This window comes from Nocardia sp. NPDC001965 (genome assembly GCF_053594175.1).
This window is the reverse complement of the sequence record NZ_JBSFDZ010000001.1, coordinates 361,711-376,391: the sequence shown is the minus strand read 5'-3', so window position 1 is coordinate 376,391 and position 14,681 is coordinate 361,711. Positions and strand designations below refer to the sequence as shown.

Sequence of the window (14,681 nt, the reverse complement as noted above, 5' to 3'; positions counted from 1 at the left end):
ACGCAGAGGCGGATATGTCCGATGATTCCGGCAGCGGCCGGCACCTGCACCTCGGCTACATGTACTGGTCGAACGGCACCCACCCCGCGGGCTGGCGGTTACCCGAGGCAGTTCACGACCGCGGATTCGACGCCGGCTATCTGGTCGAGCTGGCGCAGCTCGCCGAATCCGCGAAATTCGATTTCTTCTTCTTCGGTGACCGGCTCGCCACCGGGCCGGAGTACCAGTTGACCAACACCTCGGTGCTGGCCCGGATCGAACCGTTCACGGCGGCGAGCTATATCGCCACGGCGACCGACCGGATCGGCATCGTGGTCACCGCGAATCCGACCTACTACGAACCGTTCAACCTGGCCCGGCTCACCGCATCGCTCGATCACATCTCGGCCGGGCGGGCATCCTGGAACATCGTCACCGGTGCCGACCACCGGGCCGCGGCCAACTACACCCGGACCGAACACGGTGACGCGTCCGCCCGCTACGACCGGGCCGACGAATTCGTCGACGTGGTCCGGGATCTGTGGGACAGCTGGGAGGACGACGCTTTCGTCCGCAACGCCGAGACCGGCGAGTTCGTGGTCGCCGACCGTATCCACCGGGTGAACCATCGCGGGCGGGCCTTCGATATCCGGGGCCCGTTGAACATGGCCCGGCCCCCGCAGGGGCAGTTGGTGGTTTTGCACGCCGGGACCTCGGACCGCTCCCGTGAGCTCGGTGCCCGGGAAGCCGATGTCATCTTCGCCGCCGCGGCCACGATCGAACAGGGCAAGGCCTACGCCGCGGAGATCCGGCAGCGCGCGGGCGGTTTCGGCCGGACGCGTTCGGCGATCTCGATCCTGCCCGGTCTCACCCCCATCGTCGCCGGAACGCGGCAGGCCGCCCGCGCACTCTACGACCGGCTCAACGATCTGCTCGTACTGGACGACGATATCCGCTACGGCGGCCGTGATCCCGAACAGTGGGGCGCGGGTAGCGCCGCGCCCCGCGAGGCGCAGGGCCCGGGATTGCGCAATCTGGGAGCACTGTCGCAGCGCGTCGGTGTCGATCTGACCGCGCATGACCTCGCGCAACCACTGGACGACGAAACGGCCGCCCGATTCACGCCGACGGGCCGGGCACTGCTGGACACCACCGCCGCCCGGACCGGGCGCGCCGTGGGCGGTGCCGATCCGCTGACCGTCCGGGACCTGCTCAACACCCACATCGTGGGCGGTCACGTGGTGGTCGGCGGACCCGAGGATATCGCCGACTATATCCAGGCCTGGTTCGAAGCCGGCGCCTGCGACGGCTTCAACATCCAATCGGCCTTCCTCACCGAACAATTCGAGACCTTCGCCCGGCTCGTGGTGCCGGAACTACAGCGGCGCGGATTGTTCCGCACCGAGTACACCGGCCGGACGCTGCGCGATCACCTCGGTCTGAACCGGCCGGGTAATCGGTGGACCCGGGCGAACACCCGAACGGGAGGGCAGTGATCCATGTCCGGACCACGTAGAGAGCTGCATCTGGGACTGATGTTCTGGGCCACCGGCACCCATACCGCCGGCTGGCGTTATCCGGGAGCCAGATCCGACGGCGCGTTCGATATCGCGTTCATCCAGCAGGTCACCCGGTTGGTGGAGGCGGCGAAGTTCGATTTCCTCTTCCTCGGTGATCGCCTGGCCACCGACCCGGCGCTGGCCAAGACAAATCCCGCCCAGATGTCGCGAATGGAGCCGTTCACCGTCGCCTCCGCCATCGCGGCCGCGACCTCACATATCGGTATCGCGGTCACCGCGAATCCGACCTACTACGACCCCTATACCGTCGCCCGGCTCACCGCCTCGCTGGACCATCTCAGCCGTGGGCGGGCCGCGTGGAATCTGGTCACCGGCGCGGACGGCGCCGCCGCGCACAACTTCAGCCGGGACGGCCACTGGGATACCGAGAAGCGCTACGACTGGGCGGACGAGTTCGTCGAGGTGGTGCGTGCGCTGTGGGACAGCTGGGAGGACGACGCGTTCACTCGGGACAAGGCCGGTGGGCGCTATATCGACGAATCGAAACTGCACACCATCGACCATGTGGGCGAACATTTCTCGGTCCGGGGACCGCTGAACGTCGCGCGGCCACCGCAGGGTCAGGTCATCTTGTTGCACGCCGGGACCTCGGATCGTTCCCGTGAACTGGGTGCCCGGGAGGCCGACGTGATCTTCGCCGGACAACCCGATCTGGACTCGGCCAAGGAGTACTACGCCGATGTGAAGGCACGCGCGGCGCGATACGGCCGCACTGCCGACGAGATCCGGATCCTGCCGGGGCTGAGCGTGGTCGTGGCACCTACCACCGCGGCAGCCGTGGAGATCTACGACCGGCTGAATTCGCTGGTGCCGTTGGATCCCGAGCACGAAACCGTCGAATCGGTGCGATTCGGCGGCCTGGGGCAGGGACTCAAACGCAATCTCGCCTCCGTCTCCCAGGTTCTCGAAGTGGAGGTGACCGGTCACGGCGTGCACGATCCGGTGTCCCGGGAAGTATTCGACGCCGCGGCTCCGGCAGGCCGCAAGATCTTCGCCGGTATCACCGAGACCACCCGGCGCACGGTCGGGGGAGCCGCTCCGATCACCTATTTCGATCTGATCAACGGCATCACGGTCGGCTCCCGCACCGTGGTCGGTGATCCGATCGAGGTGGCCGACCATATCCAGCGCTGGTTCGAGGAGGGCGCGGCCGACGGGTTCAATATCTTCCCCGATTTCGTACCCGGCTCGGTGCAGGCGTTCACCGAACTGGTGGTGCCCGAACTGCAGCGACGCGGACTGTTCCGCACCGAGTACCCGGGCACCACCTTCCGGGATCACCTGGGCCTTGAGCGGCCGGCGAACCGCCATCGCGAGCGGACCCCGCTCGTACCGGAACCGAACTGAAAGGACAAGGACGGTGGCTCTCGACCAAGCCGAGGCAGTAGTCGTTCGCCCGGCCGCGCCCCGGACCCACAAGGAGACCCGGGGGCGGTTGCGCGCGGTGGTGTCCCCGAAGAATCTCGCCCTCATCGCCGGTCAGCTGGTCGTCGTCGTCATCGTGCTGTCGATCCTGCAGTGGCTGGTGGATTCCGGCCGAGTGGAGTCGATCTACCTGGCCTCACCGACCCAGGTCCTCGCGGTGTTCCCGCGACTCGTGACCGAGGAACACCTCTTCGGCAATCTGTTGATCACTCTGTACGAGGCCATCGTCGGTACCGTCCTGGCCTTCGTGGCGGGTGTGGCGACCGGAATCTATATGGGTCTCTCGCGCACCGCCGAGCGGTTCCTCAATCCGTTCGTGGGCGCGGCCATGGCCGTTCCGAAGGTCACCATCATCCCGCTGCTCACCCTGTATCTGGGGGTGGGTGTCAACCACAAGATCGTGATCGTCTTCCTGTTCGGCTACTTCCTGTTCGTCTTCAACACCATCGCCGGGATCAAACAGGTCCAGGAGAGCCATCTCAAAGTCGCCCGTGCGAACGGGGCGTCCCGGTGGCAGACGATTCTGAAGGTTATTCTGCCGTCGGCCTCGCCCAGTATCGTCGCCGCGCTGCGGATCGAGGCCGGTACCGCCCTGGTGGCGGCGCTGTTCGCGGAGATCATCGCGTCCAAGGCGGGACTGGGCAATATGCTCAACCGCGCGATCGGCGTCTACGATACCGCGACCCTGTTCGCCCTGGTCCTGTCCATCACGGTGTTCTCGGTTCTCATCATCTCGGCGGTGAACCTGCTGGAGAAGAAGGTCTTTCTCCGCTGGAAGTACGCCTGATATCGCGGCTTTTGCCGATCACTCTCATTTCGAAGGAACAGCTGTGTTCAAGAAGAGATCTCTGGCCGTTCTCGCCGGTGCGCTGGCTCTGGTCCTGGCGGCCACCGGCTGCTCGGGAACCGTCGAATCCCTCGCGGGGGATGGTGGTTCCGGCGGCGACGGCCGCAGTGTGCTGACCTTGCAGGACAGCACGTCCTATACACAGTTGCCGATCCGGTTCGGCGTCGAGAAGGGTTTCTTCGACGAGGAGGATCTCGATGTGAAGTTCACCCAGGTCCAGGACGCGGTGACCGGCGTGGCGACCGGAGAGCTGACCCTCGCCTTCGGTCCCACCAGCAACTACCTGCGCGCGGCCGAGAAGGGTGCGCCGATCAGGATCATCAGTTCCGCGTTCCGGAGCAAAGGGCCGTTCTTCCTCATCGCGCGTCCCGGTATCCGGTCGTTCGCCGACCTGCGCGGTAAGACTATCGGGATCGCCACGGCCGGTAGCAGTATGGAGACCTACACGCGCAAGATCCTCAGCGCCAACGGTGTGGATCCCGACGACGTGAGCTTCATCGCCAACGGTGTGAACGAACAGGCGTACGGCACCCTCACCAGCGGCCAGGTGGATGCCACGATCATCCACCAGCCCTTTCCGGCGCTGGGCGAACTCCAGGGCAAATCGGTGACCCTGGCCCGCGGCTGGGATTATCTGCCGACCTACCACACCGGTGTCCTCATCGCCGGAAAAGAGGTGATCGACAACGATCCCGATCTACTGCGGCGGAGCCTGCGCGCCTACTTCAAGGCCTACACCTACGCCAAAGAGCACTACGACGAGTATCTACCGTGGCTGAAATCGAAGCTCGGCACCATCGACCCGAAGGCGGTCGAACTCGCGCTGCGTCAGGAAGACGATATCTGGGACAACAACCCGGCCATCGATCCGGTGGCGATCCGCGACACCCAGGACATCGAAATCGAGATGGGCTTGCAGGACGCGCCCTATGACGCCGGCAAGTACATCGATACACAGTTCATCCCGCAGGAGTACGTGAAGGATTTCACCTACCCGCGGCCGGCGCGCTGACCCGGTCAGCAGCGCGATAGCACGACACGATCAGCGAGGTAGATCTGTGGCAACCTTCGAAGTGCGCGGTCTTGGTAAGGAATTCCCGGCCGATCCGCCGGTGCGGGCGCTGGACGGTATCGACCTGTCCATCGGCGAGGGTGAATTCGTCGTTCTGCTCGGTCCCAGCGGCTGCGGTAAGAGCACCCTGCTCGACATCCTGTCCGGGTTGCAGGACAAGAGCGAAGGTGAGGTGCTGTTCGAAGGCGTGCCGGTCGCCGGGACGAACGGGCGGGTCGGGGTCGTGTTCCAGGACGCTTCGCTGTATCCGTGGCGGACCGTGGCTCGCAATGTGGAGATCGGGCTGGAGTTCCGCGGGGTGCCGCGGGCGCAGCGGCGCGCGGCCGCCGCGGAATATTTGGCCCAGGTCGGCCTGGCCGGATTCGAACGCAAATACCCGCATCAGCTCTCCGGGGGAATGCGGCAGCGGGCCGGAATCGCACGAACGCTGGCCACCGAACCGGCGGTCCTGCTGATGGACGAGCCGTTCGGTGCCGTCGACCATCTCACCCGGATCCAACTGCAGCGGGATCTGCTGGCGCTGTGGGAAAGTCGGCGCCGAACGGTCGTATTCGTCACCCATGACGTGGGCGAGGCGGTGTACCTGGCCGACCGGGTGATCCTGTTGTCACCGCGGCCGGGCCGGGTGTACCGAGAATTCTCGATCGATGTCCCCCGCCCGCGCCGCAAGGGCGATATCGAACTGCTCGCCCTGGAGAGCGAGATCTATCGGGCACTCGGCCGGATGGAGGAACAGGCGGGTATCGGGTCGTGAGGCGACCCGATACCTCGGGGGTGACCGGCACCGTTTCGCCGATACGCGTGCCGATCACGGATCCGCCGCCCGGATCCGGCCCGGCAGCGGTTCGGGCCCGGAACAGTTCCGGGCCCGTCCGTACTAAGCGTTGGCCCCGCCGTCCACGGTGAGCGTGCTGCCGGTGACGAAATTTCCGCTGTCACCGGCGAGGTAGGCGACAGCGGAAGCGATCTCGGCCGCCGCCGCGTACCGGCCGAGGGCGGTGGCCGCCCGCTGGGCGTCGGCGGGCGCGCTGTCGGCGGGGTTCATCTCCGTATCGGTCGAACCCGGTTGGACCACGTTGACCGTGATCCCGCGCGGTCCCAGATCACGCGCCAGCCCTTTGGTGAAACCGATCAACGCCGCCTTGCTCATCGAGTAGAGGCTCAGCCCCGGGCGGGTCGCCCGCTCGGCGAGGTTGCTCCCGATACTGATGATGCGGCCGCCCTCGCCCAGATGTGGGCTCGCGGCGCGGGCGGCGGCGAACGCGGCGCGGACGTGCAGGTTCATCGTCTCGTCGAACTGTTCCATGGTCAGTTCGTCGATTGTGCCGTAGGGAAAGATGCCCGCGTTGTTCACCAGGATGTCCAGCCGGCCGAATTCGGCCACCGTGCGTTCCACGGCGGCGGGCACGGCGTCGGGGTCCGTCGCCGGTGCGGGGACGGCGAGTGCGCGCCGGCCGGTCTCGTGAATCCGGGACACCACTGCGGCGGCGCGTTCGGCCGAGGCGTTGTAGGTCAGCGCGATATCGGCGCCGTCGGCGGCGAGGCGCTCCGCTATCGCGGCCCCGATTCCCCGGCTGCCGCCCGTGATCAGCGCAACTTTACCTTCGATACCCACTTCATCTCCCTATATTTATGCAGTGATCGTTGCACAAATAGGTACCGTGGATAGCATGGGGATGTCAACAGCGCAGAGTGGAGGTGTGATGCCGGGACCGGGTCGCCCGCGTGGCTTCGATCGGGACTCCGCGCTGCGCGCCGCCATGTACCTGTTCTGGGAGCACGGGTACGAGGGTGTGTCGATCAGCGACCTCACCACCGCGCTGGGTATCGGGCCGCGCAGCCTCTACACCGCGTTCGGCTCGAAGGAGGGGTTGTTCCGTGAATCCGTCGCGCTCTACGGGAGCGCGACGCCGCGGCCGATGGATCGGCACCGCACCGCACGGGACGCGGTCGCGGCGATGCTGCGCGAACGCGTGGACGCCAACCTCGATCCGGAAACGCCGCTGGGCTGCATGGTGGTACTCGCGGCGACCAATGTCACCCCGGACAATGCGCACGTCCGGGATCTGCTGGCGGAGGTGCGGGCCGACGATCGCGCGGAACTGCTCGGCCGGCTCGAACGCGGTATCGCCGACGGTGATCTGGCCCCCGGTGCCGATCTCGAGGCGATCGCCTCGTTCTACCTCACCGTCCTGCACGGACTGGCGATCCGCATCCGCGACGGATGCACGCGCGCGGACGCGCAGCAGGTGGTCGACAATGCGATGTACGCGTGGGACAACGTCGCCGCGCCCGATTCGGCGCGCTCTATCGTGGACCGATGAGTACCGATGACCGGCAACAGCGCCTGACCACCGGCGACCGGCGGCGCGCGGAGTTGCGCGAGTTCCTGCGCAGCCGGCGCGAAAAGCTGACCCCGGCGGCGGTGGGGCTGCCCGAGGCGGGCCGCCGCCGGACACCCGGGCTGCGGCGGGAAGAGGTCGCGGTGCTGGCCGGCGTGGGCGTGTCCTGGTACACGTGGCTGGAACAGGGTCGCGATATCAAGGTGTCCGACGATGTCTTGGACGCGGTGGCCCGGGCCCTGCTGCTGGACGAAGTGGAGCGGGCCCATCTGTATCGCCTGGCCGGGCTCAACCCGCCGCAACGGCAGGCCGCTCCCTCGGTCCCGGCGTCACCTCGGTTGCAGCGATTGCTGGCGACGTGGGCGCCCCGTCCGGCCTATATCCGGGACCGGCACTGGAATTTCACCGCCGTGAACGAGGCGGCCCGGGCGGTGTTCGGATACGGCGACACCGATCACAACTGTCTGGTCTCCTTCTTCACCAACGCGCGTTTCCGGGTACTGCACCGGGAGTGGGGGCTGATCGCACCCGAAGTCGCCGCCGGTTTCCGCGCCGATTCGGCACGCTATCCCGACGATCCGGAATTCGACCGCCTCGCCGGGGATCTGGCCCTGGTCAGCCCGGAGTTCGCCGAATTGTGGGCCCGGCACGACGCGGCCGAACACAGCACCGCGGTCAAAGCGGTCGAACATCCCGGCGCCGGGACGATGATCTTCGAGGCCACGCTCTTCCCGCTGCCCGAATTCCCCGGACACCATCTGGTGCTGCACAACCCCGTGGCCGGTACCGGCACCGGTGAACGGCTCGACGAATTGATGCGCGCCCAGCCTGGTGGTGTCACACCCACCATGAACTGACACTGCCTATCGGTACCCGGCGCCCGCAGGATCGTCGGTATGCGCAATCAGCAGATGAAAGCAGTGGTCATCCCCGAGTTCGGTGCGGCCGAGGTGCTGCGACCGGCCGCGGTCGACCTCCCGGAACCGGGGCCCGGTCAGGTCGCCATCGATGTGGACTACGCCGGCGCGAATTTCGCGGAGATCCTGTACCGGCAGGGTCTCGTCGACGTCGCCCTGCCCTTCGTCCCGGGTATCGAAGTGTCCGGCCGGATCCGTGCCCTCGGCCCGGGTGTCGAGGGCTTCTCGCTGGGTGACCCGGTCGCGGCCCTGACCATCGTGCGCAGCGGTGGTTACGCCGAAGTCGTGGTGACCGCCGCCGAACTGACCGTGCCGTTCGACCCGTCCCGGCTGAGCCCGGTCGTGGCGGCGGCGGTGCCGTCGAACAGTACGACGGCGTTCCTGGTACTGGACCGGGTCGCCCGGATCGAACCGGGTGACAGTGTGCTGGTCCATGCGGCCGCCGGCGGGGTGGGTAGTCAATTCGGCCGGGTGGCCCGGTTGCTGGGTGCGGGCCGGGTGGTGGGGACGGTCGGCAGCCCCGCGAAGATCGCCGTCGCCGAGAGTTTCGGGTACGACGAAGTGTTCCTGCGCGACGACCTCGCCGATGCGGGGCAGTTCGACATCGTGGTCGATATGGTCGGCGGCGGTGTCCGCCGTGCCAGCCTGGACCGGCTCGCGCCGATGGGCCGGATGGTGGTCATGGGTAATGCCTCCGGCGGTGCGGATGTGGGTCTGTCGGCCAACGAGCTGTGGTTCACCAACAAGACGGTCTCCGGGTTCAACCTCGCCGCTTTCGCCGCCGTTCATCCGGCCGAAACGGGGGTCGCGCTGCGCCGCGCCGTCGATGCCGTCACCGCCGGAGCTCTCGAAGTCCGGGTGGCCGCGCTGCCACTGGATCGGGCGGCGGAAGCACACCGGCGCATCGAATCGGGATCCACCACGGGGAAACTGGTGCTCGAGGTGGCGCCGCACGATGTGGCGTGAAACACAACGGGCCGGTGTTACGGGATCGCGGCGGGCGGCGTCTGATGTGGACACCCGCCGACAGGAAAAGGAGCCCCCATGACCGGTTCATCACCGAGGGTCCCGGGTACGGAGGGTGGCGGCGCCGACGCCGCCACCGAGGCTTTCCTCGCCCACCGGAATCTACTGTTCACCGTCGCCTACGAAATGCTCGGCTCGGCCGCCGACGCCGAGGATGTGCTCCAGGAGACCTGGTTGCGATGGATGAGTGTGGATCTCGGTGCGGTACGCGATCAGCGTGCCTATCTGGTGCGGATCACCACGCGGCAGGCGCTGGACCGGTTGCGCGCACTCGGCCGCCGCCGGGAGTCCTATATCGGCCCCTGGCTTCCCGAGCCGTTGCTCACCGCACCGGATATCGCCGAGGACGTCGAACTGGCCGACAACGTATCGATGGCGATGCTGCTGGTCATGGAGACGCTCGCGCCGGTCGAGCGCGCGGTGTTCGTCTTACGTGAGGTGTTCGCCCTGGAGTACGACGAGATCGCCGAGGCCGTCGAGAAATCCCCGGCCGCCGTCCGTCAGATCGCCTACCGGGCGCGCTCCCATATTGCGGCGCGGCGCCCACGCGGGACGGTCACCGCCATCGAGAGCCGGGAAGCGCTCGAGGCGTTCCGTCGCGCGGTGACCACCGGTGATCTACAGGGCCTGCTCGAGGTCATGGCACCCGATGTGGTGCTGCTGACCGATGGCGGGGGCGTGGTGGCGGCCGCGCTGGCACCGGTCGTGGGGGCCGGCCCGGTTGCCGAAGTACTGGGCCGGATCGCGGGGGCGGCGGTGCTGCGCGCCACGCAGGTCAACGGTCATCCGGCCCTGCTCGTCGAGATCGCCGGCAAGGTCGACACGATCGTCGCGATGCGGATCGACGAGGGGCTGATCAGCGGGCTGTATGCGGTGCGCAATCCGGTCAAGCTCGCGCGTATCGGGAAAGAGACGGAATTGCGCCGTTGACTTCCGCCGGTCTGCTCCCCGAGGAGATCTAGCATCGCTAGACAAGGTAGCGAGCCGATGTTATCGTTGCTCTAGCTTCTAGCGACGCTAGTTTCGTGGCCGGAAGCCGGTGGTCGCGGTTCCGCGCAACCACCGGCGCGAGACGTGCGGATGGGTGGCAGCCTGCCCCGTCCCCGCGCCGGCAACATCCGGCCGATCGCCCGAGGCGCACCCGATATCGATTCACCGAGGAGTACCGAGATGACTTTCACCAGCAACGAACAGCAGTTCCTCGCCGAGGCCGGAATCGGCCGGCTGGCCACGGTATCGCCCGACGGCGTGGTGCAGAACAACCCCACGGGCTACCGGGTGAACGCCGACGGCACGATCGATATCGGGGGTATGCGGATGCGTACCAGCCGGAAGTACCGCAATATCGAGGCCGGCAGCCGAGTGTCGTTCGTCATCGATCAACAGGTTTCGATGGAGCCGTACGTGATTCGCGGCATCGAGGTCCGTGGCACGGCCGAGGCCCTCGACGACGAGGAGCCGCCGTTCGCCCCTCAGGAGCGCGCGGTCATCCGAATTCACCCCGAACGGGTCATCTCCTGGGGTATCGACGGCGGATCCTTCGACTTCGCCGCCCGCAGCGTGTAGTCGGGCACACCCCCATCTGGCCGGACGGTGCTGTCGTCGTCCCGGTTCAGCGGCGCAGCAGCTGGGCCAGCAACTGTCCGCTCTCCTCCAGCGACAGATGCGGCAGGTATGCGCGGCCGACAGCGATCCCGATGGTCGGCAGGGCCGCGGCATCGGGGAACACCATGTACATGGGCCGGTGCCGGGGCTGGAACTTCGCCTTGAAGGCGAGCAGTGAGCGGAAACCGTAGACCGGTTCGAGAGTGCGGCCCAGCAGGTCGAGCAAGGCGTCGAGCGCCCCGCGATCCAAACCGGGCTCGCCGGCCTCGGCGCTCGCCAGCGGTGCCCCTGACAGACTGAGGAATTCGAGCCCCTCCTCCTGGGCGGACAGCGCCGCGGAGGCGATGAGGAACTCCATCGCCGCGCGGAAGCCGTCGGCGCGACGTCGCATGAAGTCCAGCGTGCGGCCGACGAGAACGCCGTCCCGGTACACCGGCATCCACGAGGTGACAGCATGGATGTGGTCGTCGCGGTCGACCGCCAGCAGCAACCGGACCTCGGGGTCGTCGAGTTCGGCGAGTCCGCCGAGCGTGAAACCCATCTCGGGCAGGCCTTTGTCGGCCGCCCATTCCTCGGAGATGTCGACGATCTGTTCGGTCACCGACAGCGGGGCGTCGGCGAAGGTCGTCCACCGCGCCTCGATCCCGTCCTTGCCGGCCCGGTTCAGTGCCGTCCGGACATCCTGGAATTTCTTCCCTTTGAACGCCAGCCCGGCAAGTTCGACGACCGTTTCCTCGGCCACCTGCAGACAACTCCAGCCGTGTTCGCGCGCGACGGCGGCGGTATCGGAACCCACGGAGTAGAAGCACGGCGTCCATCCGTTACCGAGGCACCATGCCGCGAACTCGTCGATCGCCTCGGCCAGGCCGTCCCGCGCACCGATCGGATCCGTCGTGGTCAGGGCGACGCCGGAATGCACGCGGTAGGCCACCGCGTGGCGTGCGTCGGCGGTGAACCAGTACTTGTTCCCGGCCCAGGTGCTCATCCACGACAGGGACCCGCCACCCGGAGTGTGCAGCAGCTCGCGCACCCGGCGTTCGCCGCCGAGGTCGTATCCGGCCGGGGGAGCGAGGAAGCTGCGCAGCAGCAGCAGGGACAGCGTCACCCATACGAGCACGCCGATCCACTCGAAGAGCAGAGTCGCGGCGGGGGTGAGCGGCAGGACGGGGGGCTCGAAGAGCTGGAGATACACCGGTGGAAGCAAGCGCAGCGGCGCGTCCCGCAGCAGGGTCCCGGCTCCGGGGTCGCGGTCGAAACCGTCGGCGAGCAGGGTCCCCAGCACCACGTAGGCCACCAGCGCGCCGGCGGCCGCCGCGAGGGTGCCGAGCCACACCCGGCGATAGGTCCCGCGGGTGGCGCGTACGTCGAACAGCCGCCGGGTGGCGAACAACAACACCAGCACTGCGACCAACGCGAGCAGCGGGGCAAAATCCCGGTACACCGAGCTGTGGCGATGGATGCCGTAGAGCGCCCAGCGCGCTTCGTCCTGCTGTACGGTCCGGACGATCACACTGACCACGGCGATCCCGATCAGGACGATATGCCCGCCCACCGCGAGCAGCCAGGCCGCTCGCCTGCCGCGGCGCAGCCCCTCGGCACCCACCAGCAGCACCACCGACGGCATCAGGTTCATGGTCAGCGGTCCGATGCCGGAGAGCCGAAATGCCTGCTGCCCTTTGCGGCACTCGTCGTGCAGGGCCGGATCGGCGCAGATATCGACGAGCTCACGCGCGCTGTAGGGCACCTGATCGAAGAGTTCACGCAGCGACGACAGCGGACCGATGGCGTGTGGGGAGAACGCTGCGAAGATCGGGCCCAGCACGCTGGCGGCGACGACGAGCGCGACCAGGGTGCGGCGTTCCCGGATCGTCCCGCCGAGCACAGGGCTGCGCGCGGCCCGTCCGAACAGAACCGGCCCGATCAGCAGCCCGGCCACGGCCGCGCACAGCCGCGTCACATCCTGCAGATGCCCGGCGAACAGCGCGGTCGTCACCAGGATCACCAGCAGCAGGGTGCGCAGCCGCCGCCGCCACAGGGTGTGCATCGCCGCGGTGGCGGCCAGCAGTGCGCCGAGTATCCACGGCAGCGGATCCACCGTCAGGTGTCCGTGCAGTTCCAGGCCCCAGGAGTTCGGGAAGGCGGATGCGATTTCGGCCGCCGTGAGCGCCAGTGCGGCACCGGCACCCTGGGATACCACCACCGCGATCGCGAACCGCCCGCTGCCGATGCGATGTTCGACCGGTACCGCGATCGCGAGGACGAACAGGCTCGCCAGCACATAGTTACCGAATCCGGAGGCGAACAGTCCCGACGACCACAGGGTCCACCAGTGTCCCGCGGCGAAGGTGGGGATTCCGAGTGCGACGTTCGCCGACAGTTCGCGCGACGGCCCACCGTTCCACGTACCCGTGATGAGGGCGAGGACCCAGAGGACCACCAGCAATCCTCCGGCCACAGGTGCGCGTGCGATCCCCGAGCCGATCCGGGTCATGACACGTCGAGGCCGAGTCGGCGGCCGAGCCACGGCAGCTCCTTCTCGAGTCCGGCCGACCACACGGCGAAGCTGTGCCCGCCGGGTATCTCGGTGAGGTGGACATCCATTCCGGCGGCCCGGGCCGCGGCGGCGAGCCGTTCCATTCCCGCGCGGTACTCGCTGTCGGCGAGACCCACGACGAACGCGCCGGCCGAATCGGGGTAACGGTTCTGCGCCAGCAGATCCGCGGGGTTGTTTCGGGCGAAGGCCGCGGCATCGTCGCCGAAGGCCGCCCGGAGCGTGGACTTGCGGTCGCCCAGTGTCGGTTCGGCCTGTCCCGACAGATCGAGGAAGGTGGGATAGACATCGGGCCGGGTGGTCGCCAGTTGCAGCGCGCAGGTGCCGCCGTAGGACAGGCCGCCCACCGCCCAGGCGCGTGGGTCCGGGTCCACCTGCAGATGCGTGCGGACCCACTCCGGTACATCGACGGCCAGATATGTCGCGGCGTTTCCGAGGCGCGAATCCACGCACAGCGGATTGGCCAGCCGGCCGCCGGTGCCGTCGGCGAGGACGACGATCGGTGCCAGTCCCCGGTGGTCGGCGGCGTAGGCATCCATGATCGCGGTGAGCCTGCCGCCCACCAGCCAGTCGTCGGTACTGCCGGGCTGCCCGGCGAGCAGAACGAGGACGGGCAGATCGGGCCGTGGGTCGGTGAAGTACGCCGGGGGCAGGTAGATCCGTGCTTCACGGGCGGGGAACCGGGAGACGGTGCCCGGGACGGCGGCTTTCGTCACCGCCCCGGTTCCGGGCATATCGTCGGGAGGCACCCAGTTCGGCGGCGACGGCCGGTCGCGGGTCGCCGGCTGGGGCGCCAGTGCGGAATCGAACGGCACAGTGCGGTAGTTCTCGATGCCGAGAGTGGCCCGGACTGTCGGATACGCGTCGAACACCGCATTGATCCCACCGGCGGCGCAGAGCACGACCGCCGTGGCCGCGGCGATCAACCCGGTCGCGGCGAGCGGCCGCCGCCGGTCTCTGTTCCGGGCGAACCACCGGCCCACGATCAGCCCGACCGCGAGGACCGCGAGCCCTGACCAGACGTAGACGGTCGCGGGCAGCGGGTCGGGGAAGGGCCGCCACACTTTCTCGATGAGCACGGCCGCGACAGTCACCGTCGCGACCGCTGCCACCACGACCGTCGCGAGCCCGGCCGACAGCCAGCGCGGCCGGCGGCGTACCGCCAGCGTGGTCAGGCACACGGCGCTGACGGCGACGAAGACGAAGATCGCGGCCGTCGTCGTCACACGCAGGTCGAGTACCGATTCGACGAATCCGGTCCACGACATGAAGTCCAGTATGCAGGGGTGCCCGGCCGGCGTACGGGATGCTCGCCATACCGCGCACCGGAGGATGCG

Annotated in this window: 13 protein-coding genes; 10 read left to right on the top strand and 3 right to left on the bottom strand. The window is 67.8% G+C overall.

Annotated elements, in window-relative coordinates:
• The first annotated feature begins 14 nt into the window (after positions 1–14).
• Genes ACWCPQ_RS01735 through ACWCPQ_RS01715 form a run of 5 tightly spaced genes read left to right on the top strand, consistent with a single transcriptional unit; the run spans position 15 to position 5,657 of the window.
• Entirely contained in the window at positions 15–1,475 is a 1,461-nt protein-coding gene (locus ACWCPQ_RS01735) for an NtaA/DmoA family FMN-dependent monooxygenase (RefSeq protein ID WP_449893579.1), read from the top strand.
• Between the two features lie 3 nt (positions 1,476–1,478).
• Positions 1,479–2,906 (top strand): NtaA/DmoA family FMN-dependent monooxygenase, encoded by a 1,428-nt coding sequence (locus ACWCPQ_RS01730; protein ID WP_449893577.1) that lies wholly within the window; start codon positions 1,479–1,481, stop codon positions 2,904–2,906.
• A gap of 13 nt (positions 2,907–2,919) precedes the next feature.
• On the top strand, positions 2,920–3,771 hold the full coding sequence (locus ACWCPQ_RS01725) for an ABC transporter permease (protein WP_449893575.1): 852 nt from the start codon (positions 2,920–2,922) through the stop codon (positions 3,769–3,771).
• Positions 3,772–3,814: 43 nt separating this feature from the next.
• On the top strand, positions 3,815–4,843 hold the full coding sequence (locus ACWCPQ_RS01720) for an ABC transporter substrate-binding protein (RefSeq protein ID WP_449893573.1): 1,029 nt from the start codon (positions 3,815–3,817) through the stop codon (positions 4,841–4,843).
• A 46-nt stretch (positions 4,844–4,889) separates the two neighbouring features.
• Positions 4,890–5,657 (top strand): ABC transporter ATP-binding protein, encoded by a 768-nt coding sequence (locus ACWCPQ_RS01715; protein WP_449893572.1) that lies wholly within the window; start codon positions 4,890–4,892, stop codon positions 5,655–5,657.
• A 123-nt stretch (positions 5,658–5,780) separates the two neighbouring features.
• Here ACWCPQ_RS01715 and ACWCPQ_RS01710 read toward each other — a convergent pair whose 3' ends face one another.
• On the bottom strand, positions 5,781–6,518 hold the full coding sequence (locus ACWCPQ_RS01710) for an SDR family NAD(P)-dependent oxidoreductase (RefSeq protein ID WP_449893570.1): 738 nt from the start codon (positions 6,516–6,518) through the stop codon (positions 5,781–5,783).
• An 88-nt stretch (positions 6,519–6,606) separates the two neighbouring features.
• On the opposite strand from ACWCPQ_RS01710, the gene ACWCPQ_RS01705 reads away from it, so the two are divergent.
• The 5 genes from ACWCPQ_RS01705 (at position 6,607) to ACWCPQ_RS01685 (ending at position 10,754) form a co-directional block, all read left to right on the top strand.
• Positions 6,607–7,227, top strand: a complete 621-nt coding sequence (locus ACWCPQ_RS01705) for a TetR/AcrR family transcriptional regulator (RefSeq protein WP_449893568.1) — start codon at positions 6,607–6,609, stop codon at positions 7,225–7,227.
• Positions 7,224–8,102: a helix-turn-helix transcriptional regulator gene (locus ACWCPQ_RS01700; protein ID WP_449893566.1), complete on the top strand. Its 879-nt coding sequence runs from the start codon at positions 7,224–7,226 to the stop codon at positions 8,100–8,102. Before ACWCPQ_RS01705 ends, ACWCPQ_RS01700 begins: the two co-directional genes overlap by 4 nt.
• Positions 8,103–8,141: 39 nt before the next feature.
• Positions 8,142–9,128, top strand: coding sequence for a quinone oxidoreductase family protein (locus ACWCPQ_RS01695; RefSeq protein WP_449893563.1), 987 nt, complete (start codon positions 8,142–8,144; stop codon positions 9,126–9,128).
• Between the two features lie 78 nt (positions 9,129–9,206).
• Entirely contained in the window at positions 9,207–10,118 is a 912-nt protein-coding gene (locus ACWCPQ_RS01690) for an RNA polymerase sigma-70 factor (protein WP_449893561.1), read from the top strand.
• Between the two features lie 240 nt (positions 10,119–10,358).
• Positions 10,359–10,754, top strand: coding sequence for a PPOX class F420-dependent oxidoreductase (locus ACWCPQ_RS01685; protein ID WP_449893560.1), 396 nt, complete (start codon positions 10,359–10,361; stop codon positions 10,752–10,754).
• A 46-nt stretch (positions 10,755–10,800) separates the two neighbouring features.
• Here the strand turns inward: ACWCPQ_RS01685 and ACWCPQ_RS01680 are convergent, their stop codons facing one another.
• Positions 10,801–13,284: a bifunctional lysylphosphatidylglycerol flippase/synthetase MprF gene (locus tag ACWCPQ_RS01680; protein WP_449893557.1), complete on the bottom strand. Its 2,484-nt coding sequence runs from the start codon at positions 13,282–13,284 to the stop codon at positions 10,801–10,803.
• The gene (locus ACWCPQ_RS01675) at positions 13,281–14,612 is read right to left on the bottom strand and encodes an alpha/beta hydrolase (protein ID WP_449893555.1); all 1,332 of its coding nucleotides are present in this window, start codon (positions 14,610–14,612) and stop codon (positions 13,281–13,283) included. Before ACWCPQ_RS01675 ends, ACWCPQ_RS01680 begins: the two co-directional genes overlap by 4 nt.
• Between the last annotated feature and the right edge of the window lie 69 nt (positions 14,613–14,681).

Coding starts and splice junctions, on each gene's coding strand:
- ACWCPQ_RS01735 (WP_449893579.1), top strand. CDS start 15: ATGTCCGATGATTCCGGCAGCGGCCGGCACCTGCACCTCGGCTACATG.
- ACWCPQ_RS01730 (WP_449893577.1), top strand. CDS start 1,479: ATGTCCGGACCACGTAGAGAGCTGCATCTGGGACTGATGTTCTGGGCC.
- ACWCPQ_RS01705 (WP_449893568.1), top strand. CDS start 6,607: ATGCCGGGACCGGGTCGCCCGCGTGGCTTCGATCGGGACTCCGCGCTG.
- ACWCPQ_RS01700 (WP_449893566.1), top strand. CDS start 7,224: ATGAGTACCGATGACCGGCAACAGCGCCTGACCACCGGCGACCGGCGG.
- ACWCPQ_RS01695 (WP_449893563.1), top strand. CDS start 8,142: ATGCGCAATCAGCAGATGAAAGCAGTGGTCATCCCCGAGTTCGGTGCG.
- ACWCPQ_RS01690 (WP_449893561.1), top strand. CDS start 9,207: ATGACCGGTTCATCACCGAGGGTCCCGGGTACGGAGGGTGGCGGCGCC.
- ACWCPQ_RS01685 (WP_449893560.1), top strand. CDS start 10,359: ATGACTTTCACCAGCAACGAACAGCAGTTCCTCGCCGAGGCCGGAATC.
- ACWCPQ_RS01680 (WP_449893557.1), bottom strand. CDS start 13,284: ATGACCCGGATCGGCTCGGGGATCGCACGCGCACCTGTGGCCGGAGGA.
- ACWCPQ_RS01675 (WP_449893555.1), bottom strand. CDS start 14,612: ATGTCGTGGACCGGATTCGTCGAATCGGTACTCGACCTGCGTGTGACG.